Raw genomic sequence first — 24,901 nt, 5'->3', positions numbered from 1 at the left:
AGGATAGGGCAATTGCGCCCTATCCCGACTGCTTTACCTTTATTTCGCTGACTGCTTAATGACCTTATCCGCTTCATCTACCATCCATTTCTGGGCATCCTCTGCAGAAACGCCATCCAACATATACTTGGAAAATCCATTTTCCATGACTTTCTTCAATTGAGCTCCATAGGAGACAGCAATTTCTGAGGAGAAGGAAGTTTTCACTTGCTTATCATTCAATGTCAAAGTCAATGAAGGGATATCGATTAAGTCTTTATTAGCGCCGTACAGACGTTCAATAACGGACTTGGAATCGCCTTTTTTCCAGCCAGACAATTCGATGCGAGCATCCTGCTCTGTGGTCATGTAACGAATAAATTGGTACGCCTGTTCCTTATACTTAGATGTTGCGGCAATCGCTGAATAGTTCCCACCGATATTCGTTAAGCCAGTTGGCGCATCCTTCGAAGAGCGTGGAAGCGGAGCAACAGCCGTTTTAAACGTATGCGGATACTTGGCTGTGTCGGCAATGTTAGGCAAAATGAACGTAGCGCTCATGAGCATCGCTGCTTTACCTGTTGCAAACTCATTTGTATAGTTTAACTTCGCGCCAATGACATCAGATAACGGCTTCACGGATTTATCGTCCTTTTCCATCGCTCGGCGAAGATTAAAATAATAGTTGAACGAAGGATCATCGAATTGCGGTTTCAATTCTGCCGTTAAATACGGGTTCTTCTTATCCGTGTAGACAATTGGATTGGTGTACTCGCCCCAAGAATGGAAGTAAGCCCCGTAACGCTTGTCGTTGCCATCTCCTTTCGTCAATTTCTTCGCATAATCACGGAAATCATCCCATGTCCAACCGAACGTCGGTACAGGCAGATTGGCTTCTTTAAGGGCATCGCTGTTCAACACAACGAACCAATCGCTTGACGTGTTCATCGTCGCATAGTATTTACCCTTGAACTTCGGATTAATGTAATACTCATCCTCTGCCTTTACATTATCCTTTTGATATAAATCATCCAACGGTGCAAGTACGCCTTGTGCAGCTCTTGCCGTCACTTCTTCGATATTTGGCAGCAGCACAATGTCCACTTGTTCACCAGAGGACATTGTTACATCCATCTTTTTCAAGCTTTCAACAGAATTGTTAGGAACCAATGAGATATGCTCGATCTTAATGTTTGGATTTTTGGTTTGGAAATTTTCAATTAATTTTTTCGTCGAAGCCGCCTGTACGTCATTATCCCAATTATAATATTTAAGTGTTATATTTTGAGCTGGCTTAGATGAAGAAGCTGCCGATGACGCAGCCGTCGAGGATGACTGACCAGCGTTATCGCCTGTCGAACCGCAAGCGCTTAGGACTGACATGCTCATGAATACGCTGGCAAGAAGAGTTGTCTGTATCTTTCTCATATTGAATTACCCCCAGAGGTTATGTTTTGGCTACACATGCATCATACAATGGATGATCTGCTTGATCCGTGTACAATTTTGAGTTGTTTGTGCACTCTGTTGACCTTATCCTTTGACACCGCCGATGGCAATCCCTTTGATCACTTGCTTTTGCATGACGATAAAAACAATGAGCAAGGGGACAATAGCAGCCAATGAAGCCATCATGAGCACCGCGTAATTATCAGCAAACTCATTTTTAAACAGTTGAATGCCTAATGGAATCGGATATAGCTTTTGTTTGATCAGAAAAATAAGCGGCCCTTGGTAGTCGTTCCACGACCATATGAATTTAATGATAGCGACCGTGGCCAGGATAGGCTTGGTCAATGGCAGCATGATGCGAGCGTAGATGAGAAAATATCCGGCACCATCTATTTTGGCGGCCTCAATGTATTCATTATGAACGCCCATCATGAATTGGCGAAGCAAAAACGTGAAGTAAATCGAGAACATCCCCATGAAAATGAGCCCTGTATGCGTATTATACAAGTGCAGCCATTTCAACAAAAGATAGCGCGGGACAAGTGTCGCCTCATTCGGAATAATCATGCAGCTGAGCAGCAGCATGAATGCCGCATTGCGCCCGCGAAACTGCAGCTTAGTAAACGAATAGGCCGCCATGGAAGAGAAAACTAACGTCGAGAGCGTCATCATCAAGGATAGCTTGAAGGAATTCCAATAAAAGAGCGAGAACGGAACTTTACCGAACCAAACTTGCTTAAAATTATCCACGAAATTAAATCTCACAGGAATCCATTGAATGGGATACGTCATCACATCTGCTTCATACTTAAACGCCGCCGATACCATCCAAAAGAGCGGGATCAGAAAAACGATAGAAAGCAGCGCCATGAGAATCGTTGTGACAAGCTTCGATAGGCTGATCTGTTTCATCACTTTACACCAACTTTCCTTGTTATACCGTATTGCTTTGTTTTTGTAATTTCCACGTTATCGCGGTGATGATACCGACGATGAGGAACAGTACCCACGAGATCGCCGAAGCGTAACCCATGCGGAAGTTCAGAAATCCTTCCTCATAGATCCGGTACACCAGCACGGTTGAGGAGTCATTGGGACCACCAGCGGTAAGGAACGATATTAAATCGAATACCTTGAAGGAGGACATCAACGTCGTGATAAACAAGAACGAAACGGTCGGACCTAACAACGGCAGCGTCACACGGAAAAACTGCTGCACAGATGTAGCGCCATCGATACTCGCGGCCTCATAGAGTTCGTCCGGTATATTCGTTAAACCGGCAATGAAAATAATAATCTGATACCCGATAGCCGCCCAGATGGAAATAAGGATAATCGCATAGAGCGAATAGTGCGTATCTGCCAACCATTTCGGCGGTTCCGTAATGCCTATGCTGACTAAAATACGATTGATGGGCCCTTGAGAAGGATGATACAAAGCACTCCAGACAGCACCAAGAGCGATAATGGAGGAAATGTACGGAATAAAAAAGGCAATTTTGAAATAACTCTTTCCATATACCCGCGAATGAATAAGTACTGATAAAATCAAAGCAAGAAACAATCCGACCGGAACGACGATGATGGTATAGGTGAAGTTGTTTTTCAGCGCAAGCAAGAATTTATCGTCCTCTAAAAGCATTTTGAAATTATCGAGTCCTGCGAATTTAATCGTGGAAAGGCCACCAACCAAATTCCAATCGCTGAAGCTTAGAAACAGCGAGAAAAGAATAGGAAATACTCCTAACAGTAAGGTACCAATTAATTCAGGAGCCAGAAACAACCATCCAAAAAAAGCTTCCTTCCGGCTGTTGCTCCATAATCGGCCCCGCACCTTCGTGGAAGGCCTCGCCTTTTCCAGTACGCTTGACATGATGCTCACCTCAGTCATTTGTTATACCTTAACTATAACGGGCAAACTCAAATTTTCCCGGCAACGATTTTTACGGAAGTGTGCACTATTTTTACTTTTGTCAAAAGTCAAGAATCTCCCATGACTCCCCTTCTCATTGCTGCGATAAATACTTAGATACCTTACCCATCTACCGAGGAAGACGTCGGTAGAAAAACAAATAGACCCAGCCGTAGCGGCCAGGTCTTCCGAATCCAACTCCGAAGCGTTTTCGCCCATGAGCTCCCTATTTATTAATAAAAAGAGTCCCGTAGAGAGGCATCATGCCAGCTCTCAGGACTTTTATCTAAAGGTAGTCATACCACTTGGAGAACAAAAATTATTTCAGTTGGTGAATCGGGTGACCCAGAGCGCCTTCCGCTGCATCCATGACCATTTCCGTCAACGTTGGATGTGCGTGAATGGTAAGCGCGATGTCTTCCAAGTTAGCACCCATTTCAATCGCGAGCGCAAGCTCACCGATCAAGTTGGAGGCTTCTGGACCGACGATTTGACCACCAAGCAGTTGGCCTGTTTCTTTGTCACCGACAAGCTTCACGAAGCCTTGACCCGCATTCAAAGAGTTAGCGCGGCCATTAGCTGCGTAAGGGAATTTACCGATCGTTACGTTGAGACCTTGAGCTTTCGCTTCAGTTTCACTTAGACCTACACCCGCAATCTCCGGATCGGAGAATACGACAGCTGGCATGGCTTTATAATCAACAATACTGGATTGCCCAGCAATTGCTTCAGCAGCGACCTTGGCTTCATACGAAGCTTTGTGTGCAAGGGATAGACCAGGAACAACATCGCCAATTGCGAAGATATGAGGAATGCTTGTTCTGCCTTGGTTATCGACTTCGATTAAACCACGATCCGTCAGTTTTAAGTTGATCAGATCCAGACCCAACTCGCCGTCTGTATTTGGACGACGACCAACCGTCACCAGTACATAATCAGCTGTGACTTGTTTCTCTTCACCTTTAACTGTAAACGTAACTGTTACGTCATTTTCGTTCTTGGTACAAGACTGAGCCAACGCTTCGGTATGAACCTCAACGCCAACTTTATCCAAGTTGCGCGCTACAAGCTTCGTCAATTCTTTCTCGAAACCTGGAAGCACATGGTCAGAGCCCTCAAGCACGGTCACTTTCGTACCGAACTTCGCGTACGTTTGGCCAAGCTCGATTCCGATGTAGCCGCCGCCAATAACGACCATGCTTTTCGGAATCTCAGGCAAATTCAACGCTTCCGTGGAAGAAATAATTCTGCCTCCGTAAGGGAATGCCTTCAGCTCAATCGGACGGGAACCCGTCGCGATGATACAATGCTGGAAGCGGTAGCGCGGAGCTTCTTGATCGTTGAACACACGAGCTTCGTGCTCATTGATGAACATCACTTCGCCTTGGAATGTTTGGATCTTGTTGCCTTTAAGCAGCGCGCTAACGCCGCCTGTTTGCTTCTTCACAATCCCATTTTTCCACTCTTGCACTTTCGCGAAGTCAACCTTCACATTCTCAACTGAGATCCCCATGCTGTCAGCATGTTGGGCGTGCTCGTAAGTGTGTGCGGCAGAGATTAAAGCTTTGGATGGGATACAGCCGCGGTTCAAACATACGCCGCCCCAGTCCGATTTATCAACAATTAAAACGCTTTTGCCTAGTTGAGCGGCGCGAATGGCAGCCACATAACCGCCAGGACCTGCACCAATAACCAATACGTCAATATCTAAAGAAGCATCTCCTACTACCATGCTGTTACACCTCCAAAACTAGAAGCTCAGGATCAGCCAAAAGCTGCTTGATGTAGTTCAGGAAACTTTGCGCCGTCGCTCCATCTACGATACGGTGATCAAAGCTTAGGGAAAGCGCCATAACCGATGCGGCTACGATTTGGCCGTTTTTCACAACAGGCTTCTCAGTAATACGACCTGCACCCAGAATCGCAACTTCAGGGAAGTTGATAACTGGTGTAAAGAACATACCGCCTACGGAACCAATGTTTGTGATCGAAATCGTGCTGCCTTTCAGCTCATTCGGAGCTAATTTGCCTTCGCGTCCGCGAACAGCCAAATCCTTGATGGAAGAAGCGATGTTCCAAACGTTTTTGCGGTCAGCATCATGAATAACTGGAACTAGCAAGCCGTTATCTGTATCCGTTGCGATACCGATGTTGTAGTACTTCTTGTAGACAATCTCTTGTTTCTCTTCGTCGATCATTGCATTCATCACTGGGAATTGACGGCAAGCCGCAACCAATGCTTTGACGATGAAAGGCAGGTAAGTCAATTTCACGCCTTTTTTCTCAGCTAGCGGCTTCGTGCGCTCACGTAGAGCAACCAACGCGGATACGTCGATTTCATCCATCAATGTCACGTGCGGAGCCGTGTACACAGATTTCACCATTGCGTTCGCGATGATTTTACGGATACCTTTGAACGGAATCCGTTCTTCGACGCGATCGCCTACAACCACTTGCTGCGTTGCAGGCGCAGGTGCCGTTGCACCAGCTGCTGCGATCGCAGCTGGATCTGCTGCTTCCGAAGCCGCGGCAGCGCCCGCTCCGTTGAAGCCCAGCACGTCCTCGCGTGTTACGCGGCCGTGCTTACCTGTTGGCGTCACCTCTGCGAGTGCGATGCCTTTTTCTCTTGCCAGCTTACGCACGCTAGGCGTCGCAAGCACTTCTTTTGCCGCGCCAGTGCTTGGTGCGGCTGTAGGTGCAGCAGCTGCCGCAGGCGCTGCTGTTGGTGCCGGTGCTGCTACCGCAGGTGCCGCTGTAGGAGCTGGTTCCGCTGCCGCAGGAGCGGCGTGGCTGCTGCCACCGTGAATGGATGCCGCAGGCAGTTCGCCTGTCACTTCAATCGTCATCACGAGCTCGCCGATGTTACAGACTTGACCTTCTTTAACAGTAACGCTAACGACTTTCCCATCAACTGGACAAGGAACTTCAACAACTGCTTTATCATTCTGAACTTCCATGAGAATCGTTTCGTCGGTTACGGTATCACCCGCTTTGACCAAAAGCTTCACGATCTCGCCTTCATGTATGCCTTCACCAAGCTCCGGGAACTTGTATTCGAATAATGCCACGTGCACTACCTCCTATTACCTTCGACTGTGATTAGAATTCGAGAACTTTATTGATGCCTGCAATGACACTTGCTGGACTAGGCAACCAAGCGTCTTCGATTTGTGCGAACGGATAGATTGTATCTGGCGGAGCAATACGCAGTACTGGAGCTTCCAGGTGCAGAATCGCTTTTTCGTTAATTTGAGCAATCACTTCAGCGGCTACGCCGGATGTTTTTTGTGCTTCTTGCACAATGATTGCGCGGTTTGTTTTCTTAATTGAGGCAACAATCGTTTCGATATCGAGTGGAATCAGTGTACGAAGATCGATAACTTCGGCTTTAACGCCTTGTGTTTTTTCGATTTCTTCAGCTGCTTTCACCGAAGTATGAACCATCGCGCCGTAAGTAATGATAGTAACGTCAGAACCTTCACGCACGACATTAGCTTTGCCTAGCTCGATTGTGTATTCGCCTTCTGGTACTTCTGCGCGGAATGCGCGATATAAGTTCAGATGCTCCATGAAGAAAACAGGATCATTATCGCGAATTGCAGAAATAAGCAAGCCTTTGGCATCGTAAGGGTTGGATGGAACAACAACCTTGATACCTGGTGTTTGAACCAATAAGCCTTCCAGTGCATCGGTATGCAGCTCAGCCGCTTTAACACCGCCACCAAAAGGTGTGCGGAAAACGATAGGTGCGTTGTAGCGACCGCCGGAACGGTAACGCATACGGGCAGCTTGTACGCAAATTTGATCAAGTGCTTCGTAGATGAAACCTACGAATTGAATTTCAGCGATTGGACGGAAGCCTTGAATACCAAGACCTACAGCAAGCCCACCAATAGCGGACTCAGCAAGAGGCGTATCAAATACGCGCTCTTCGCCGAATTCTTTTTGCAAACCTTCCGTAGCACGGAATACGCCGCCTACGTGTCCTACGTCTTCTCCGAACAAAATTACGTTGGGATCTCTCTCTAGTTCGACGCGCATTGCGTCTTTAATCGCTTGAATCATCGTCATTTGTGCCATGACTTATCCGTGCCTCCTAATAGTTCTCCTAGAAAACTTGTTTCGTAAGCATAAACCTATTTAAACGCTTGTTTTTGTTCTTCAAGATGCGCTGGTGTCTTTTCAAACATGGAATCAATCAAGCCTGCAACTGTCATTTTCTCAGTTTCCTCGGCTTTTTTAATGTGCTCGGCAACTGTTGCTTTCGCTTCTTCTTTCACGCGAGCTTCTTCTTCTTCGCTCCACAGACCTTTTTGGGTAAGGAACAGACGCATGCGAGTAAGCGGATCTTTAGGCTCCCACTCAATTTCTTCGTCTTTAGTACGATATTTCGTCGTGTCATCCGCCATGGAATGCGGACGATAGCGATAAGTTAATGCTTCAATCAGCGTAGCGCCTTCGCCTCTGCGTCCTCTTTCAGCCGCTTCGGTAACCGCTTGGAAAACAGCCAGAACGTCCATACCGTCTACTTGCACGCCTTTAATACCAGCAGCGAGCGCTTTATGAGCAACGGAATGAGCAGCGGTTTGTTTCGCATATGGAGTTGTAATAGCATAGCCATTATTTTGTACAAAATAAATCACAGGCAGCTTGAATGCTCCTGCAAAGTTCATGCCTTCATAGAAATCGCCTTCGGAGCTTCCTCCGTCGCCTGTATACGTTATCGCTACGCGTGGTTGATTACGTTTTTTGAACGCCATCGCTACGCCTGTAGCATGCAGAACTTGTGCGCCAATGATGATTTGCGGCATAAGCACGTGCACGTCTTGCGGAATTTGACCACCATGTTGATGACCGCGGGAATACAAAAATGCTTGATACATCGGAAGACCGTGCCACACGAGCTGCGGCATATCGCGGTAACCTGGGCAAATGAAATCGTCTTTATTTAGTGCGAATTCACTACCGATCATGGAAGCTTCTTGTCCGGATACCGGCGCATAGAAACCAAGACGTCCTTGACGACCGAGATTAACTGCTCTCTCGTCCCATACGCGTGTGAATACCATTCTTCTCATTAGTTCTCTTAATTGATCATCGCTAAGTTTAGGCATTTTGTCAGGATTGACAACGGTGCCGTCTGGAGCAAGAACCTGTAAAGGCTCAATCTTCTCTGTGGTCACTTCATAATTTGCATGGCTGACAAGTGGCTTACTCATACCATTTCACCTCGTATATGATTTTAATGCCTGCTAGCTTCACTTCTGTTATAGTATTATTATAAACCTGTTTTGTTGAATTGTACACCTGTATCCTTTAAGAATATGATGTTTTTTGTGATGTGTGAATAGTACAGTTTCGAAAAATGTATAATACAGTTAATCAAAAATTTACAACTGCTATAATACACCTTACCCATTTTCACACCAATGGCTTACGTAATTCAGAAATTTCAAGCACGCCAAAACCATTCTTATGATGCAAGTTTTCCTGAACAAAAAAGCTAAGGAGGCTAACAAGTGGATGACTCTCGCTATTACAAAAGAACCGTCGTGAAAGACGAGCTTGTTTCGACCCTACTCGGTGAAACCCGAACCCTTCGCATCTATCTTCCACCTGGTTATAATGAACTGCTCTCCTATCCGGTTATTTATTGTCAAGATGGGGAACAATTTTTTAACTTTGGACGAATTGCTACTACACTGACACGCTGCATCCTTGATGATGGTTTGGAGCCAGCGATTGTCGTTGGCGTGGACGTGGACACAACTACTCGCACTTCCGAATATGCGCCTGAGGGAGAGCGTCATGACGCTTATTGCCGATTTTTCGCAGAGGAACTACTCCCCTATGTAGAAAGCCGATACCCGATTCGAGATGATCGCACAGAACGGATTGTTGCTGGAGATTCCTTAGGAGGAACTGTCTCTCTGCATCTCGCCTTCGATTATCGTAGCCTTTTTTGCCGCGTTATATCCTTGTCAGGGGCATTTTTTGACATTACAAGAGAACGTATTAAAGCAGAGGACGATTTGTCATGGCTGGAGCTCTATATGCTTGTTGGCTTGGATGAGACCGATGTAAAAACAGAGCGAGGTACCTTCGACTTCGTTCGGGAAAATCGATTGACGAAGGAAATGCTGGAAAGCAAAGATACCGCACTTCATTATATTGAGAAGCCCGGCAAGCATATATGGGGCTTTTGGCAAGGCGAACTGGACGCTGCGCTTCATTATTTCTTAGGTTAGCTGCTTGTTATAGACCTACAATTAATAAAGCGGTTCCTTCCTTCTCTTGAAGAAGTTCGGGACCGCTTTTATAGTTAAATTATCTATTGAAGTTACGCCTTAATGGCATACCGCTTCCTAAGCAGTTCAACCATCTCCATTATCTTCTCTTCTTCGGGTGCCTCCGCAAGCAGCTCCGAGTCCATAGATTTGATCCCTCTGGCCTGCATTACCTCAATTAAATTCGAAATAAATTGTTCAACGGTCAAAGGCATATGTAAGCATTCAGATAAGCTTGCCATACTGCCAGGCGCGACTTGCGGATACTCACCTTCCCCAACCGAACCGGCCGCTTGTCTATAGAAATCCCTAGCCAAATCCGCTTTTCCCTCGCCTATTCCTTCTACGATAATAAACGCTTGTACAGACAAAGCATATTGCTGACGCCGCTGCGCAATACCGCAAAACTTTCTTCCTCCCACACTTAAGTCAAATTCGCCCGGACAAAAGGATCCCACAACCTCGCCTTGTTCAATACGGTTTGTCATCCTATTCATCGCATCGCGGATTAACGTCACCATGAGCTCAAAATCTTTGCGATGCTCCATATCTCCTGCAGTCTTAGGCAGCAGCAGCGATACATTTACTACCCCTAAATCAAGGGGAACGGCGGCGCCGCCAGAATTCCGCACCGCTGTGTCATATCCTTGATCGCGGAGCCATCGATCTGCTTCTCTAGCTTTAGGGAGGCGACTATCTCGGAGTCCCATCACGAATGCGCGCGGATGCCTCCAAATATGGAGGATAGGTGGAGCGCCTTGACCAATTGCCCTACATAGAAGTTCTTCCAACGCAAATGCATGCAAGATATCCCGCGCTTCACTATCATGAGAACGATCCCAAATGACCATCTGGGAAGGTAGTTGTGTATTCGTCATTAGTTGTCACTCCTGCGTTGCATTTTGTCTATCTCTAGAATTGTAAGCGATAGGCACCATTGCCGCAATAAAAGCCCTTCAAATGCCGCTTTTTTTGACAGGAATAGAGGATTGTCTTTTACACGGAGCATCCGCCAGAACTTGGCAAAAAACATCAAGATATTGGTAGGAATTCAGAGGAATTTCAAATTCCTTGTCGAAATAGTAGAAATATACCCAAAATTCGATAAGTAGGCGAAACCATTGAATGCGATAAACGATTTGCTGCTTAATGTGCTTGTTTTGACGGTTCCTATCTTGCTGTATCATATATTTTGGCTCGATCGTCCAGTCTCCATCAATTTCAACGTATGGGGACGAACCTTTGTAGGTATGATCTGTTCATTAGCCGTCCTTTTTTGTATGTCTCATCCTTTTTTCACTTTAACAGGGAATGACTACGATTTACGTATCATCCCGCTGCTAGCGGCATTTTTATATGGAGGCATCCGATCAGGTCTGCTCGTTTCTCTCGTTATTATTCTCTACAGGTATTACTTGGGAGGCCCTGATTTTATTTGGATCGCAACCTTAACAGCCTTGCTTGTACCTTTCATCCTTGCCTTTATTGCCCTTACGAATTGGAAACACCGCACGCCCAAGGTTATGTTCCCTAGCTTACTTGCGTTTGTTAGCAGTGTAGCTACCTTCTTTATTACACTCGTTTTCCGTATTGAAATGAATGAGACTATCAATGCTAGTTTCTTACTTGTCGGAGGCCTGTTCTGCATCGTCCATATGTTGACCATGTGGCTGCTAACTTATTTAATTGAACGAATACGCGAAAATATTGCCATGCGCCAGGAAGTTCAGCGTTCTGAAAAACTCAATGTGCTAAGCGAATTGGCCGCTTCCGTTGCCCACGAAATTCGCAATCCCATGACTGTCGCCCGTGGTTTCATGCAAATTCTTAGCCAATCCGAAGTAACTGAAGAGAAAAAACGTGTGTATACAACCATGGTCATCGAAGAGATCGATCGTGCACAAAGCATAATAAGTGATTATCTATCTTTTGCCAAGCCTCAAGCAGAGAAGCTAGAAGAAATCGATGTATACGAGTCCGCACTGAAACTACTGAATCTGATCAATCCCTATGCTTCCATGCGTGGAGTAGACATTAACTTCAACATGGCACCCTCTTTGCTCGTCAGTGCGAACAGTGAGAAACTCATTCAATGTCTCGTCAATTTAGCTAAAAATGGGATTGAAGCTATGCCCAATGGAGGCACTCTTCATATTATTGGCTACAAACATATTTCTACGATTATGCTTGAAATTAAAGATAGCGGAATCGGGATGACAGCTGAACAGGTTGAGCGGTTAGGCACTCCCTTTTATTCAACCAAAAATAAAGGTACAGGTCTTGGCATGATGGTTTCTTACCGGATTATCAAAACGTTCGGAGGAAGCATTGAAGTAACGAGTCAGCCTGATAGAGGTACTTCCTTTACGATTTCATTACCTTCCGTTTGACGACGTCGCCAAGATATCCATAATTCCCTTAAATAATGGAATGGCTTTATTACTTTCCAGAGGATCGGTGTTCTTAATTACAACGGATACCGAATATTTGGGTATATGGACAGGTCCATAACCAATAAACCACTGATTTATTTTCTCCTGTTTACCGTTTTGTATTTGAGCGGTACCAGACTTTCCGGCCAGCTCCCATTTCGCCCCTTTCAATCCCTGCCCAGTCCCTTCTGTGACAACCTCTTGCATCCAACTTAACAGTTTCCGACTTGTAGTCGCGGTCACCCTTTTTTTCCCTACTTCCAACTTCTTGATTGGGAACTGTTCCATCACCCGATCAGTCTGAAAGCGAATTTCTCGAACAACCCTTGGCGTAAACCCTTGCCCATCGTGGAGAAGCGTCACAATCATGTTGGATGCTTGCAAGGGTGTCATCATGACATCTCGTTGACCGATAGCCGTTTGCATCAATACACCTTCATCGTCGTGAGGGGTATGTGAAGCAAACAACTGACCGCTCTCCTCCGAATCCAGTTGATGGATGACAGTGCTGCTGTCTGTCTTCCCTGACCATCCAACTTCATCAAGTACACCAAGCCTGCGCGCGTAACTTTCCAGTTGCGTAGGGCTAAGTCGCTGCATGACTTTAGCAAACACAATATTGCAGGACTGCGCATAGCCCTCCTCCAGTGTCAATGGACCATGCCCATCCTTTCTCCAACAAGTAAACCCATATTTGCCCAGTGCACCTTCGCAATCAAAGGTCTCATTCGAACCAACCAGTCCTTCATCGAGTGCTGCTGCCGCAACGACAGTCTTGAATATCGACCCAGGTGCTGTTGCCTTTACTGCATAATTACTCCAGTTATTAGTGCTTAAGTCTACTTCGTCAGGATCGAAATTTGGCCTACTGGCCATTCCCACGATATCCCCTTGTAACGCATCCTGAACAACTGCGGCTCCTTCACGGATATGCAGCTTGTCCATGAGCATTTCGATTTGCTGCTGGATAGCCAAATCCAGTGTAGTGACTAATTTCAACGGATAGAAAACATTATCTGGTGCTATCATCCGCGCGTCTAATCCAGGAAGCGGCTTTTTCCCTGCATCCATAAAATAAGAGATGGATGTCTCACCAATACCGCGGAGCCAGAAATCAAATGATTTCTCAAGCCCAGCTCCACCGATTTTACTCGTTAGAGCAAGCTTACCCGACTCCAGTTCTGATCCATAGACATGCATGATCCTATCCGGATTTTGTCCGATGAAACCAATCAATTGTCGAGCTGTCATCTCGGAAGGATAACGATCCTCCATCTCAACAACTTTAAGATTCGGCAGTTTCAGAGCTTGGATCCGCTCCTCTTGTTCCGCGCTGAGAGCAACTCGCCTACCACCTTTAGAATCGCCCCACACCTTCGGGTCCTTCAAGTCGGTAGAAAAAGCGAACCAGGCTTCCCTCGTAGTCCGTAAAATTTTAATAAGCTGCTCCACTTGTTGGCTATCTTTTATTATTTTTTTATTTATCGGGAAAGCAACGAGCACTTTAACCATGGTTCCAGTTAAAGATCTTTGATTTCGATCCACAATTTGACCGCGACCGCTATCAAGCACGAGCGCTCGCTGCCTTTGCAAAACCGAATTTTTAACGAGATTCACTCCCCTTGAAGAATAGTTTTCCGCTGCTGCTATCTGAATCCAGAACAACTTACTTACAATCGCACTAAATATGAGCAAAATGACGACGAGTATTAGAAACATTCTGCGTTTTTCAACTGCAGTCAAGCAACTCTCCTTCATATACCATGTCCCCTTCTACGCTACAAAGCTAAGCTTCTGATTTCAGTATAGTCATTCCTGTTCATCAGCAAACGCTAAAGATCCAACGTTCACCTCCTTGTTCAAACAAAAAGAATCTGCCCCCAAGTCGGAGAGCAGATTCTTTTTGTTTGAATTCATCGTATTAAACTTCGAACTTGGAGAGTGTATCATTCAACGATTTGGAGAGCAGATCCAGCTTATCCGAAAGCTTTACCAAACCATCGCTTATGCTTAGTTGCTCTGAGCTTAAGGAAGCTACTTCCTCAGAAGTTGCAAGTGATTCCTCAGCCACAGCGCTGACATTCGTCATTGCATCAGAGAGAACAACTTGTGATTGTTCCAACGTACTGATTGAATCGCTCACCGTACTGAGCTGCTCGATAAATCCACCCATATGACTTGTCACTTGTTTGAAAATGGTATCCGCTTCTTTGACAGCCTGAATTTGTTCTTGGAAGATCGGCTTTGCGTTAGATAGCACTTTCACAGTTTCATCGATCTCTTTTTGAATCGTCTCTGTGATTTGACCAACCACATCAATCGATTGTCGGGATTGATCCGCCAGCTTGCGGATTTCATCAGCTACAACCATGAAGCCTTTGCCAGCAGCTCCAGCACGTGCAGCTTCAATTGTAGCATTCAAAGACAAAATATTCGTTTGCTTCGTCATATTGTTTAAGACATCAAGAATTTTACGAATAGATCTCGTGCTATCCTTTAAATTATCAACTTTATCTACCATCGAACGAATCATTTCTTCCGTCAGGTTCGTTTTACCGATGAGCTCCGTCATATATCGGGTACCCTGCTCACTAGCGCTTTGAACATCCGCAGCTGCCGTACCCATTTCTAAGTTAGCTTCAATTACATTTGTCATTTGAAGACCAATATGATGCGTTAACTCGTTACCTTTTTCCGACTCAGTTGCCAGACCCGCAGCACCATTGGAAATCTCATCGGTAGCCACTGCAATTTCTCTCGCTGCCGTAGCCGTCACTTTGGAAGAATTCGTTAGCTCGGTTGCTGTTTCAAACACCTGCTTTGCAGACTCGCTCGTTTGCTGAACTAACGAAGTAATCTGCTGCATCATCAAGTCAAAGCTTGCTCCTAATTGACCAATCTCATCTTGTGTCGTGTAGTTGGCACGAACTGTCAGCTTGCCTTTGGCACCCTGCTGCATTAAATTGCGGAGATTGATGAGCGGACGGCCTATCATTCTAGCTACAAACAAGCCTATTAAGACCGCTGCAAGTGCCGCAAATAGGGCAATCACAAGTGTCCAGTTAAAGATTTCCTTTGCATCCTTCACCAAAGAACTTACTGGAATATCTCCTACAAGGTTCCAACCGGATACATTTGATTTGTAATAAGAAACCAGATGATCATCCTTGGTTGTAAAGGAATCATGTTCTTTTTGCTGTTGCTCTTTCGTCAACTTAATTGCTGCATCCTTCTCTAGTTCTTCTGGAACCAGTGTAGCAATATGTTTGTTATCTGCATTTGTGATAACGACTTTGCTACCGTCACCTAACGACATGCCATTAATTTCTTTATTTAAGGTTTCCGTGCTGAGCTCGAGCACAAGCACCGCTGCTGTATTATTCGTCAACGTATTTCGCATCACGCGGCCTATAGCGAATGTATTAGCCGAGTTACTCGAATATCCTTTAACCTTGCTGTCTAGCCAAGCCACTTTTCCAGCGCCGTCAACAATCTTTTTAAACCAATCGCTGCTGCCAATATTATCAGACAATGTGTTACCGCCACTGCCCGTTATAACAATGAGCTTGCCGTCTGGTTTATAAAGATGAAGCGTTTTAATCGTTTTATTAGAAAAAGTAATTACATTTAACTTCTCCGTCAATTGACGGATAACATCTAGCGATTCGTAAGAAGAAGGATCCAAATTCGGTATTTTTTCCAATAAATCTTGCAAATCCTTATTAAGCATGATTTGTAAGGTTGCATCATCAAACGTCTGATACAGGAAATCTAATTTCTGGCCTGCCTGCGTCACCGTTTGCAAACTCGACTCAGCTACTTTATTCTTGATCACACTTTTCGAAATCGAATAGGAGATCATCCCTACGATGATAACAAAGAAAAGAATGCTAGCAAAAAACATTAAAAACAATTTCATGCCAACCGATTTCACTGGGTTTTCAATCTTAACTTTTTTCATCTCTTGAAAAGCGACCGTACCTACTTGCTTTGATTTTTGCTGCGCGACTCGTGCGAGCTTACCCCACTTCACATTTTGAATGATTTGAATGAATGCCTTACCAAGTTTGACTAAAGACGAAGTTATCTTTTGAAGTCCATTTTTCATTGCTTTCACCACCATTAGTTTCTGTTTGCTAGAGTATTCTTACGTTTGCACTAGAATCAAAAGGTTTTCACGAGCTTTGTATTAATGTTTTCGACATCTTGCAACATTTTCCTTTAAATATTGCGCTATTTTCCAAAAAAAAAAGAAACTTTCACCAATATAACCTACATTGGTGAAAGCTTCCATGGTACTATTTACCTGTTTTCTTACGTAACATATCCCATTTTTTTACAATTTGGTTTGTCTTGAACTTTACAATTTGCAACGGATGCCGCGCAGCATCTAATTCCTGCCCTTCTTCATCCCAAATCGTATCGACTTTTTGTTTGAATTGCGTGCCGTTAGGTCCAAAAAATTCCACTTCTTGGCCTGGTTTAAAATGATTGCGCTGCTGAATAACCGCAATGCCTGATTCCGCATCATAATCCATGACCAGACCGACGAAATCAAAGCCTACGACTTTATCCTCCGGCTCAAAAATATGATCTTCATGCCCTGGGGCTTCATAGAAAAACCCGGAATTCAGCGGTCTGTTAGCTGCTTTATAAATTTCGTCCTGCCACAGCGGATTCAGCTCATAGTGTTCTGGATCTGCAAAATAAGCGTCAATCGCTTGACGGTAAGCATTCACAACCGTTGCCACATAGTGAATACTTTTCATTCGACCTTCAATTTTGAAGCTGTCAACCCCTGATTCAATCATCTCCGGGATGTGCTCAATCATGCTCAAATCCTTCGAGCCCATTGTAAAGGCATCGTCTTCTTCTCCGAACAAAGGCAAATCCGTTGCAAGCGGCGCAGATAATGGTTGATCTTTCGCAAAAAGATCATACTTCCAACGACAGGATTGCGAACAACCGCCTCGATTCGAATCTCGATCTGTGAAGTGGTTAGACAACACGCATCTGCCTGAGTAGGAGCTGCACATTGCACCATGAATGAAGGCCTCGATTTCTACTTCTACATGCTGTTTAATCTCATCAATTTCCTTCATGCTTACTTCACGCGCGAGAACGACGCGCTCAATGCCCTGCTCTTTCCAGAATTTTACCGTTTGCCAGTTCATTGTAGACTGCTGTGTACTCAAATGAACTTCTAGCTTTGGAGCTACTCGTCTAGCGGTTTGCATAATAATTGGATCCGCAGCAATAATCGCCGAGATTCCCACTTCCTGCAAACTAGCTAGATAGGCTTCTAAACCATCTATGTCTTCATTGTGAGCATAAATATTCGTCGCAACAAACACCTTGGCTCCGTACTGGTTAGCAAATTGTACGCCTTCGCGCATTTCTTCAAACGTAAAATTATCCGCGTTAGAGCGTAAACCGTACTTTTGCCCGCCAATATATACGGCATCCGCACCATAATGAATCGCAAATTTCAGCTTTTCCAAGCTGCCAGCTGGAGCCAACAATTCCGGTTTATCCAAGCGGACTCGTTTGCCTCGCGCGCGTTCTTCCACTGCTATAGTCATGTTGAATAACACCTTCCCTCAATAAACCTGTTCTTTATAGAAAAAACCATAGGACAATTCACGATCAGGATCTTGTAATTGATTAATCGCATCGAGCCATTCTTGGTTAAATATATACCCTTCAGGGTCCGCAGCATATGCATCAATGGCCGCACGATAGCTTCTTACAACCGCTTCGTTATAGGCTATTGATTTTAATAGACCTTCGATTTTCACACTATCAACAAACCCATCCATAAGCTCAGGCAAATTTTCCAACATACAAATATCTTCAGAGCTCATGATATGCGTTCCGTTTTGATCCTCGTAGATAGGATAACGCTGATCACGCCGTTCGTGCTCAATAAGAAATAACCCGCGCTCGATCGAACGATCTTGCGAAGAAGCATCTTTCCCTTGATGCTCCATATAATTTTTTACTAGCTCTCGCTTAGAATGATAAATATTCGTAATACCATGTACTTGAACTTCAATCTCCAAGTCCGTATGCTGCTTAAACTCCAGTACCTGCTCCATATTCAATTCACGTGCCAGAACGACCCTGGCTGCACCGTGCTGCCCCCAATAATTGGCGGTAGCATAATTGGTCGACGTCATCTCTGCGTTCCAATGCAGTTTTACTGGAGTTGGCAAGCTACGTACAGCCATTAAAACCGCAGGATCACCGAAGATGAACGCATCTACCCCAAATTCCTGCAGATTAGCAAGATAAGGGATTAGAGCTTCCAAACTAGCATTATCCAAAATGTTGTTTACGGCTACATAGACCTTGGCCCCTCGCTCATGAGCCCAATTCACGGCAGTCCGAAGTTCCTCTTGCGTCACTTCACCCGGAAGGCGAAGCCCATAACGCTCTTCTCCTACAATTACAGCATCTGCACCTGCTTCAATCAATCGCTTCAGTTCAGTGACAGAGCCGCTGCTTACTACTAACTCTGGTTTTTTCAAGTGCTTACCTTCCTTCTATCCATTCGCATTCCTGCGGGCTAATTAGCAACTTTCTTACTCGCTGCGATATTTTTCTTATGTTCCTCAAACGTCTCCGCGAATAAATGTGCCTTGGTGCCATCTTTCTTTGTCACATAGAACAAATACTTCGTTTCCTCTGGATATAACGCTGCTTTAATAGACGCTAGGCTTGGACTAGCAATCGGCCCTGGTGGCAAGCCTGCATTTAAATACGTATTATAAGGGCTCTGGATTTGTAAATCTTTTTCCATCAGCCGCTCTTTCGGTTTATCGAATAAATACTGCACCGTTGCGTCAATTTGCAGCGGCATATTCTTTTTCAAACGATTGTTAATAACACCTGATACAAGCGCTCTCTCTTCATCCACAACGACCTCACGCTCAATCAGCGAAGCAATGGTCAGCAATTGATGGATAGTCAAGCCGCGAGCTTTGAGCTTAGTCTGCCAGTCTGGAGGCAGTGTAGAGAGCCTCTTATCAAGCTCTTGCAACGTCCGTTCGATGAATTCTTGTTCCGTCGAGTCTTTTTTAAATTCATAAGTTTCCGGAAACAAATAGCCTTCCAACCGATGCTTAATATTCTTATTATCAGGAAGTGTTCCAATAGCTTCAGCTTGAAATTGCCCCGGTGCATCTGCTTGTTGGAGGAATACATCGGATTTCCAAGGCGTTTGCTCCGGAAGCTTGTCCGCGATTTGCTGAATCGTGTAACCTTCTGGTATCGTCACGCGAATAACTTCTTTCTTCACGGTATCGCCTTTATTTAGCTTTTCAATCATTGCATCAAAGGACATGCCCGGCTTCATATTGTACTCCCCTGCTTGAAGACGAGACCCTTGCTTCTTTACTTTTAAATAATAAGTAAAAATGGATGAGTTCTTAATAAGTCCCTTCGCCTCAAGCTCCTTAGCAATGGTTGATGAGCCCGCTCCTTGCGGTATGGACACCCTAACTTCTTGATCTGATGCTGGCATAGGTTGCATGGCATTAGCAATGTACAGCCCGATGCCACTCGCTCCTCCGATGATCAGAAGCAGGATCAAGCCAATAATGAGCAGCACGAGTTTGACTTTGCTTCGCTTGGGCCTCTCTACTTCGTTTTCTTGATCCAATAAATCGTTCACATGGTTCCTCCCCCAACAAATGAGAAAACCTCTATCGATGCCACTCATGGATGAGTGACCGCGCTTAGAGGTATGTTTTATCTCCAATAAGAATGCCATTTCCGCGAATCGAAAACATGTACGTTCTTATATGGTAAAAAAGCAGATGCATTCCACTAGGATGTCTCCTTATTACAAATCTTCCTGCTCGGGGAACACCATCTCGTCGTAGAGTTCAGAAACAGTTTCCCATTCATCGTCATCCTCAATCGTTTCCAACTCATACTGCTGCTCGGCATTTTCGATTACTCGGAATATGGCAACATCATCTTCCTTCTTGAGTTCATCAGATTGCAAAACAGCATACGTCTGATTCTCATAAACGAATTCCGCTAGCAAATGGAAGACGGTCGATTCATTTTGCTCATCAAACAAAATGATATCATCCCCATAAACATTACGCAATACGGTCGAAGGCGATGTACTCATGCTTCTTCCTCTTCATACTCAGCCATTAACGTATTGAAGGTTTCTTCAACAATATTCCACTCTTCTTCATCTTCAATTGTGAATAGCTTCAAATCCTCGCCGTCATCATCTTCTTCATAACGGAATGCATACACTTCATCCGTTTCTTCGTCTCCGCTATCCATGGGTACGACCATCATATACTTCTTATCAGAACCGTCCACTTCGAATTTCATGATGACCTCGAACTCTTCCTCGTTGCCTTCATCGTCTGGGATGTAAATGATTTCTGGTTCTTCTTCACGCAATTCTTCTTTGGACATGTTCGTTCACCTCTTCATATTAGCTTCCATATACCCTTGCAAGATAAGCTGTGCAGCCATTTTATCAATAACCGCCTTCCGTTTTTTGCGACTCACATCGCCTTCAAGAAGCGCTCTGGTCGCAGCAACAGTTGTTAATCGCTCATCCCACAAGTGTACAGGTACATTAGTTTTTTGCTTTAATTCCTCAGAAAATGCAATTGCAATTTCGCCCCGTGGGCCTATTGTGTTATTCATATTCTTGGGTAAGCCTACGATAATCTCAGTGACGCCATACTGACTAACTATCGCCGTAAGTCGGTCAAAATCTTCTCCAGGCTTACGGCGATGTATGACTTCAAGCCCTTGAGCCGTCCACCCCAGCTCGTCGCTTATCGCCACACCGATCGTTTTGTCTCCATAATCCAAGCCCATCCATCTCATGCCGGTTCTCTTTTCCTACTATTTGTGTTGGCCCAGATAAGCGCGTACTAGTTCCTCGATCAGTTCGTCACGCTCGCGTTTACGAATAAGGCTTCGAGCGTTGTTATGACGCGGAATGTACGCAGGATCTCCAGAAAGCAAGTACCCGACAATCTGGTTTATCGGATTATATCCTTTTTCCTGAAGAGCATCGTAAACCGCTAGTAACACATCTTTGGGTGATGTCTCGATCTCTTCCGCCTTAACGTTGAACTTCATCGTTTTATCCATGGAACTCATCAGGAGCACCCCACTTTCCGTTTGATACCTTTGTAAAATATTAGAAAATGTTCCGTATATACAGTGATATATTCTCTACGGGTTTAATAATTCCTGTCCCAAATAAAAATAATTATGCAAATTGTGCTACGAGACCTTCGACTCCAGCGAGTGCGCCTTGCAGTTTAGATGCATCTTTACCGCCTGCTTGCGCCATATCTGGACGTCCACCGCCGCTTCCCCCACATTGCAAGGCGACTTCTTTAATGATCTTCCCAGCATGGAAGCCTTTTGCAACAAGATCTGGCGTAACAGCAGCAACTAGATTGACTTTATCATCCGCTACTGAACCTAGAACGATTACCGCCGACCCTAGTTTTACTTTCATTTCATCCACAATGTTGCGAAGCGAATCAATGTCACCTGCGTTCACTTGCGCCGCAAGTACAGTAACACCGACAACTTGCTTCACTTGATCGATAAGCGACCCCGCTTCGATACGACCAAGTTTGCTCCGCAGCGATTCGTTTTCGCGAGATAACTCTTTCAATTGTCCTAACGTGCTCTCCAAACGTTTCGGGACATCCTGCACATTGGATTTCAGCATTCCAGCCGCTTCCTTCAATAATTGCAGCTGCTGGTCGAGGAATTCATAAGCACTGCGCCCCGTTACGGCTTCGATCCGACGAACGCCGGAACCAATACCGGACTCGCTTACGATTTTGAACAAACCGATTTGCCCGGTATTATGAACGTGGCAACCACCACACAGTTCAAGGCTATAGTCGCCGACCTGCACAACACGCACGATATCGCCATACTTTTCGCCAAACAAGGCCATTGCGCCCATCTCTTTCGCTTCAGCAATTGCTTTGAGCGAAATGTCTACATGCGTGTTATGCCATATTTGGCGATTTACACGTTGCTCGACATCAAGCAGCTCTTCAGCAGTAATGCTGCCGAAATGCGAGAAGTCAAAACGCAAGCGATCAGGTTCTACTAACGACCCTGCTTGATTAACATGCGTACCAAGTACCTCTTTCAACGCTTTATGCAGCAAATGAGTCGCCGTATGGTTCTTTATCGTATCTCCTCGCTGTGCGGGAGCTACAGCTGCTTGCACGGTATCTCCTTTGCGCAGTACACCAGATTCGACGATAACTCTATGCGCATGCTGACCGTGGGGCGCTTTGTTCACATCTTCCACTTTCAGTATTACTTGAGTATTCGAGATTGTACCATAATCACTAGCTTGACCGCCACTTTCTGCATAAAAAGGGGTTTGATCCAGGATAACTTGGCAAGATTCTCCAACCCCAACGAAATCAACAAATTGATTCTCATGAACAATAGCCACGATATTAGCAGTAACTACCAACTCATTATATCCAACAAAATCGCTTTTAACCGTGAAATCGGCCAGTGGGCCGCCTTGTACCTTCATGCCGCCTTCGTCGTGACGGGCTGCTCTTGCCCGATCACGCTGCTCTTGCATAGAAGCATCAAAACCTTGACGATCAACGGTTAAGCCTTTTTCTGCTGCGAAGTCTTCCGTTAAATCGAAAGGGAAACCATACGTATCATACAACTTAAATGCATCCGGCCCGCTGATTTGGTTTTCGCCAGCCTGACGACTCTTTTCTACCATTTCTGCAAGGATGTTCAGGCCATCACTCAACGTTTCATGGAAACGCTCTTCTTCTGTCCGAATGACCTTCTCGATAAATTCACGCTTGTCCACAACTTCTGCATAGTAAACGCCCATGATATCTCCAACAATGGGAACCAACTTATGCAGAAACGGTTTATCCAACCCTAGTACCTTACCGTAACGTACCGCACGGCGAAGCAAACGGCGAATGACATAGCCACGTCCTTCATTAGAAGGGAGCACACCGTCTCCAACGGAGAAGGCTACCGTACGAATATGATCCGCAATTACTTTCAATGCAACATCGTACTCTTCGTTCGTGTGATAAGCTACGCCAGTAAGCTCGCATGTTTTATCAATGATCGGTTTAAACAGGTCCGTGTCAAAATTCGAATCTACATTTTGCAGAATCGAAGCAAAGCGCTCTAGTCCTGCACCTGTATCAATGTTCTTGTTCGGAAGCGGCGTATAGCTGCCATCCTTATTATGATTGAATTGTGTAAACACCAGGTTCCAGACTTCTAGGAAACGTTCGTTCTCCCCACCAGGCCAGCATTCTGGATCTGCCAGATCTCCATAAGCGTCACCGCGATCGTAGAAAATTTCCGTACATGGACCACAAGGCCCTTCGCCAATATCCCAGAAATTATCTTCCTTCAACTTGTAAATACGATCTTCGGGAATTCCGATCTGCTTATGCCATATCTCGAAAGCTTCCTCATCGTCCTCATGGACAGTAACGGATATCCGATTGGGGTCAAAACCAATCCACTGCGGGTCGGTAAGAAACTCCCATGCCCATGGAATAACCTCTTGCTTAAAATAATCGCCAATTGAGAAATTACCTAGCATCTCGAAAAATGTGTGATGACGACGCGTCTTGCCCACATTCTCAATATCGTTGGTTCGAATGCACTTCTGAGCATTCGTAATTCTTGGATTATCGGGAATTTCGCGACCATCCAAATAAGGTTTGAGGGGAGCAATCCCTGCATTGATCCAAAGGAGGGAAGGATCATTGTGTGGAACTAGCGATGAGCTAGGCTCAATCTTGTGACCTTTACTAGCAAAAAACTGTAACCACTTCGAACGGATTTCACTTGCTTTCATCTGTTTCATGCCCCCAATATAGATGTGTTCTCATGTATTTAAACAAAAAACGCCCCTGTAGCTAAACAGGGACGAATCATCGCGGTACCACCCTGGTTATTGCGTTCATGGCATCCGACCCTAGTCAGGACAACAAACTCAATCTCCTTGTGCGAACTGTAACGGGTCCAACCGGTGGAGTTCATCCACACTCCGAAACGAGCGTTCAGTCATCCTAACATCGAAAGGTTCTCTCAGCCAAATACAGAGCGTTTTATTTGCTGTGCACCGGAACCTTCTCTCTGACGATGGACTATGACCTACTTAAGTTTCATCAATGTTTTCACAATAGTTATAGATAAGGCAAATTATAGCTTTATGCTCTCACCCTGTCAATATTGGCCATTTGCCATAACACATTCAATCAGAACATAAACTTATTTTTTTGTAATTACAAATTCATGAAACCTCCCTGTCTAGGTATCGTATAACCTAAGAAGATGTATAAGCGTTAGGAGGATCTTACGATGGATTTCTCATCTCTTGTCGTATTAGCCTTAATCGGGCCGGTGTTTATTTTAATCATTTACATCATGGCTAAAACACTTATAAAAAAAGAAATACCTGATAATAGATATAACCCTTTTGACTATATAACTGGTCAAACGAGGATCGAATTCCAAGAACAAAAAGAACAAAAAGAAGAAGATGACGATCAAGGCGACGACAAAAATAAACATCTAAAAAAGCAAAAAACATTCTAGTTGACAATGATTCTCAATGGAAGTATAATTACTTTAGTGATAATGATTTTCATTATCGAATGGAAATGCTGCTTGTTAGATATACGAATTCCGTGGCTCCTATTCGATGGTTTACGTATTGCCACTCCTTTCATATCCTCAACCCTCGTGCAAAGCCCCCTGAACCATGATCCCGCAAGTCATGGCTCAGAGGGGTTTTGTGCGTTCAC

General features: G+C 44.9%; 21 protein-coding genes. 3 read left to right on the top strand and 18 right to left on the bottom strand.

Annotated features, from left to right (window positions below; all coding sequences use genetic code 11):
* Positions 1 to 39: 39 nt before the first annotated feature.
* The 7 genes from GK047_RS00865 to pdhA all read right to left on the bottom strand — a co-directional run bounded on the left by GK047_RS00865 (position 40) and on the right by pdhA (position 8,562).
* The gene (locus tag GK047_RS00865) at positions 40 to 1,407 is read right to left on the bottom strand and encodes an ABC transporter substrate-binding protein (RefSeq protein WP_163940196.1); all 1,368 of its coding nucleotides are present in this window, start codon (positions 1,405 to 1,407) and stop codon (positions 40 to 42) included.
* 105 nt (positions 1,408 to 1,512) lie between these two features.
* Entirely contained in the window at positions 1,513 to 2,343 is an 831-nt protein-coding gene (locus tag GK047_RS00860; protein ID WP_163940194.1) for a carbohydrate ABC transporter permease, read from the bottom strand.
* A 22-nt stretch (positions 2,344 to 2,365) separates the two neighbouring features.
* Positions 2,366 to 3,304 carry a carbohydrate ABC transporter permease gene (locus GK047_RS00855; protein ID WP_163940192.1) on the bottom strand — a complete coding sequence of 313 codons (939 nt, stop codon included), beginning with the start codon at positions 3,302 to 3,304 and terminating at the stop codon, positions 2,366 to 2,368.
* Between the two features lie 358 nt (positions 3,305 to 3,662).
* A complete protein-coding gene (gene lpdA, locus GK047_RS00850; protein WP_163940190.1) occupies positions 3,663 to 5,075 on the bottom strand; it encodes a dihydrolipoyl dehydrogenase in 1,413 nt (470 codons plus the stop codon).
* Positions 5,076 to 5,079: 4 nt separating this feature from the next.
* Positions 5,080 to 6,411: a 2-oxo acid dehydrogenase subunit E2 gene (locus GK047_RS00845; RefSeq protein WP_163940187.1), complete on the bottom strand. Its 1,332-nt coding sequence runs from the start codon at positions 6,409 to 6,411 to the stop codon at positions 5,080 to 5,082.
* Between the two features lie 31 nt (positions 6,412 to 6,442).
* The gene (locus GK047_RS00840) at positions 6,443 to 7,423 is read right to left on the bottom strand and encodes an alpha-ketoacid dehydrogenase subunit beta (protein ID WP_163940185.1); all 981 of its coding nucleotides are present in this window, start codon (positions 7,421 to 7,423) and stop codon (positions 6,443 to 6,445) included.
* Between the two features lie 56 nt (positions 7,424 to 7,479).
* Positions 7,480 to 8,562, bottom strand: a complete 1,083-nt coding sequence (gene pdhA / locus GK047_RS00835) for a pyruvate dehydrogenase (acetyl-transferring) E1 component subunit alpha (RefSeq protein WP_163940183.1) — start codon at positions 8,560 to 8,562, stop codon at positions 7,480 to 7,482.
* A gap of 300 nt (positions 8,563 to 8,862) precedes the next feature.
* Here pdhA and GK047_RS00830 point away from each other — a divergent pair, with 300 nt between their 5' ends.
* A complete protein-coding gene (locus GK047_RS00830) occupies positions 8,863 to 9,591 on the top strand; it encodes an alpha/beta hydrolase-fold protein (protein ID WP_163940181.1) in 729 nt (242 codons plus the stop codon).
* Positions 9,592 to 9,683: 92 nt separating this feature from the next.
* Here the strand turns inward: GK047_RS00830 and GK047_RS00825 are convergent, their stop codons facing one another.
* Positions 9,684 to 10,508 carry a lipoate--protein ligase family protein gene (locus GK047_RS00825; RefSeq protein WP_163940180.1) on the bottom strand — a complete coding sequence of 275 codons (825 nt, stop codon included), beginning with the start codon at positions 10,506 to 10,508 and terminating at the stop codon, positions 9,684 to 9,686.
* Positions 10,509 to 10,751: 243 nt separating this feature from the next.
* On the opposite strand from GK047_RS00825, the gene GK047_RS00820 reads away from it, so the two are divergent.
* Entirely contained in the window at positions 10,752 to 12,020 is a 1,269-nt protein-coding gene (locus tag GK047_RS00820; protein ID WP_163940177.1) for an ATP-binding protein, read from the top strand.
* On the opposite strand, the gene GK047_RS00815 is transcribed toward GK047_RS00820, so the two are convergent.
* The 10 genes from GK047_RS00815 to alaS form a co-directional block, all read right to left on the bottom strand.
* Positions 12,006 to 13,820 (bottom strand): peptidoglycan D,D-transpeptidase FtsI family protein, encoded by a 1,815-nt coding sequence (locus tag GK047_RS00815; protein ID WP_163940175.1) that lies wholly within the window; start codon positions 13,818 to 13,820, stop codon positions 12,006 to 12,008. The genes GK047_RS00820 and GK047_RS00815 overlap by 15 nt on opposite strands.
* Before the next feature lie 163 nt (positions 13,821 to 13,983).
* Positions 13,984 to 16,170: a methyl-accepting chemotaxis protein gene (locus GK047_RS00810; protein WP_240343725.1), complete on the bottom strand. Its 2,187-nt coding sequence runs from the start codon at positions 16,168 to 16,170 to the stop codon at positions 13,984 to 13,986.
* Positions 16,171 to 16,360: 190 nt separating this feature from the next.
* Positions 16,361 to 17,644 carry a peptidase U32 family protein gene (locus tag GK047_RS00805; protein WP_163940172.1) on the bottom strand — a complete coding sequence of 428 codons (1,284 nt, stop codon included), beginning with the start codon at positions 17,642 to 17,644 and terminating at the stop codon, positions 16,361 to 16,363.
* Between the two features lie 18 nt (positions 17,645 to 17,662).
* Positions 17,663 to 18,592, bottom strand: a complete 930-nt coding sequence (locus GK047_RS00800; RefSeq protein WP_163940170.1) for a peptidase U32 family protein — start codon at positions 18,590 to 18,592, stop codon at positions 17,663 to 17,665.
* Positions 18,593 to 18,630: 38 nt separating this feature from the next.
* Positions 18,631 to 19,737, bottom strand: coding sequence for an endolytic transglycosylase MltG (mltG, locus tag GK047_RS00795; RefSeq protein WP_346010265.1), 1,107 nt, complete (start codon positions 19,735 to 19,737; stop codon positions 18,631 to 18,633).
* 171 nt (positions 19,738 to 19,908) lie between these two features.
* Entirely contained in the window at positions 19,909 to 20,205 is a 297-nt protein-coding gene (locus GK047_RS00790; protein ID WP_163940166.1) for a DUF1292 domain-containing protein, read from the bottom strand.
* Positions 20,202 to 20,507: a DUF1292 domain-containing protein gene (locus GK047_RS00785; RefSeq protein WP_163940164.1), complete on the bottom strand. Its 306-nt coding sequence runs from the start codon at positions 20,505 to 20,507 to the stop codon at positions 20,202 to 20,204. The genes GK047_RS00790 and GK047_RS00785 overlap by 4 nt, the downstream gene beginning before the upstream one ends.
* A 6-nt stretch (positions 20,508 to 20,513) precedes the next feature.
* On the bottom strand, positions 20,514 to 20,930 hold the full coding sequence (gene ruvX / locus GK047_RS00780; protein ID WP_163940162.1) for a Holliday junction resolvase RuvX: 417 nt from the start codon (positions 20,928 to 20,930) through the stop codon (positions 20,514 to 20,516).
* 18 nt (positions 20,931 to 20,948) lie between these two features.
* On the bottom strand, positions 20,949 to 21,209 hold the full coding sequence (locus GK047_RS00775) for an IreB family regulatory phosphoprotein (protein ID WP_028555746.1): 261 nt from the start codon (positions 21,207 to 21,209) through the stop codon (positions 20,949 to 20,951).
* Positions 21,210 to 21,321: 112 nt separating this feature from the next.
* Entirely contained in the window at positions 21,322 to 23,949 is a 2,628-nt protein-coding gene (alaS, locus tag GK047_RS00770) for an alanine--tRNA ligase (protein ID WP_163940160.1), read from the bottom strand.
* 506 nt (positions 23,950 to 24,455) lie between these two features.
* On the opposite strand from alaS, the gene GK047_RS00765 reads away from it, so the two are divergent.
* On the top strand, positions 24,456 to 24,692 hold the full coding sequence (locus tag GK047_RS00765) for a DUF3951 domain-containing protein (protein ID WP_163940158.1): 237 nt from the start codon (positions 24,456 to 24,458) through the stop codon (positions 24,690 to 24,692).
* Positions 24,693 to 24,901: the final 209 nt, after the last annotated feature.

This window comes from Paenibacillus sp. SYP-B3998, assembly GCF_010820665.1.
Classification (GTDB): domain Bacteria; phylum Bacillota; class Bacilli; order Paenibacillales; family NBRC-103111; genus Paenibacillus_E.
This window is presented reverse-complemented; position numbering and strand designations above follow the sequence as displayed.

Excerpts from the sequence above, each read along its gene's own strand:
- GK047_RS00865 (WP_163940196.1), bottom strand. The coding sequence starts at position 1,407 with ATGAGAAAGATACAGACAACTCTTCTTGCCAGCGTATTCATGAGCATG.
- GK047_RS00860 (WP_163940194.1), bottom strand. The coding sequence starts at position 2,343 with ATGAAACAGATCAGCCTATCGAAGCTTGTCACAACGATTCTCATGGCG.
- GK047_RS00855 (WP_163940192.1), bottom strand. The coding sequence starts at position 3,304 with ATGTCAAGCGTACTGGAAAAGGCGAGGCCTTCCACGAAGGTGCGGGGC.
- lpdA (WP_163940190.1), bottom strand. The coding sequence starts at position 5,075 with ATGGTAGTAGGAGATGCTTCTTTAGATATTGACGTATTGGTTATTGGT.
- GK047_RS00840 (WP_163940185.1), bottom strand. The coding sequence starts at position 7,423 with ATGGCACAAATGACGATGATTCAAGCGATTAAAGACGCAATGCGCGTC.
- pdhA (WP_163940183.1), bottom strand. The coding sequence starts at position 8,562 with ATGAGTAAGCCACTTGTCAGCCATGCAAATTATGAAGTGACCACAGAG.
- GK047_RS00825 (WP_163940180.1), bottom strand. The coding sequence starts at position 10,508 with ATGACGAATACACAACTACCTTCCCAGATGGTCATTTGGGATCGTTCT.
- GK047_RS00815 (WP_163940175.1), bottom strand. The coding sequence starts at position 13,820 with ATGAAGGAGAGTTGCTTGACTGCAGTTGAAAAACGCAGAATGTTTCTA.
- GK047_RS00810 (WP_240343725.1), bottom strand. The coding sequence starts at position 16,170 with ATGAAAAATGGACTTCAAAAGATAACTTCGTCTTTAGTCAAACTTGGT.
- GK047_RS00805 (WP_163940172.1), bottom strand. The coding sequence starts at position 17,644 with ATGACTATAGCAGTGGAAGAACGCGCGCGAGGCAAACGAGTCCGCTTG.
- GK047_RS00790 (WP_163940166.1), bottom strand. The coding sequence starts at position 20,205 with ATGAGTACATCGCCTTCGACCGTATTGCGTAATGTTTATGGGGATGAT.
- GK047_RS00785 (WP_163940164.1), bottom strand. The coding sequence starts at position 20,507 with ATGTCCAAAGAAGAATTGCGTGAAGAAGAACCAGAAATCATTTACATC.
- ruvX (WP_163940162.1), bottom strand. The coding sequence starts at position 20,930 with ATGAGATGGATGGGCTTGGATTATGGAGACAAAACGATCGGTGTGGCG.
- GK047_RS00775 (WP_028555746.1), bottom strand. The coding sequence starts at position 21,209 with ATGAGTTCCATGGATAAAACGATGAAGTTCAACGTTAAGGCGGAAGAG.
- alaS (WP_163940160.1), bottom strand. The coding sequence starts at position 23,949 with ATGAAAGCAAGTGAAATCCGTTCGAAGTGGTTACAGTTTTTTGCTAGT.
- GK047_RS00765 (WP_163940158.1), top strand. The coding sequence starts at position 24,456 with ATGGATTTCTCATCTCTTGTCGTATTAGCCTTAATCGGGCCGGTGTTT.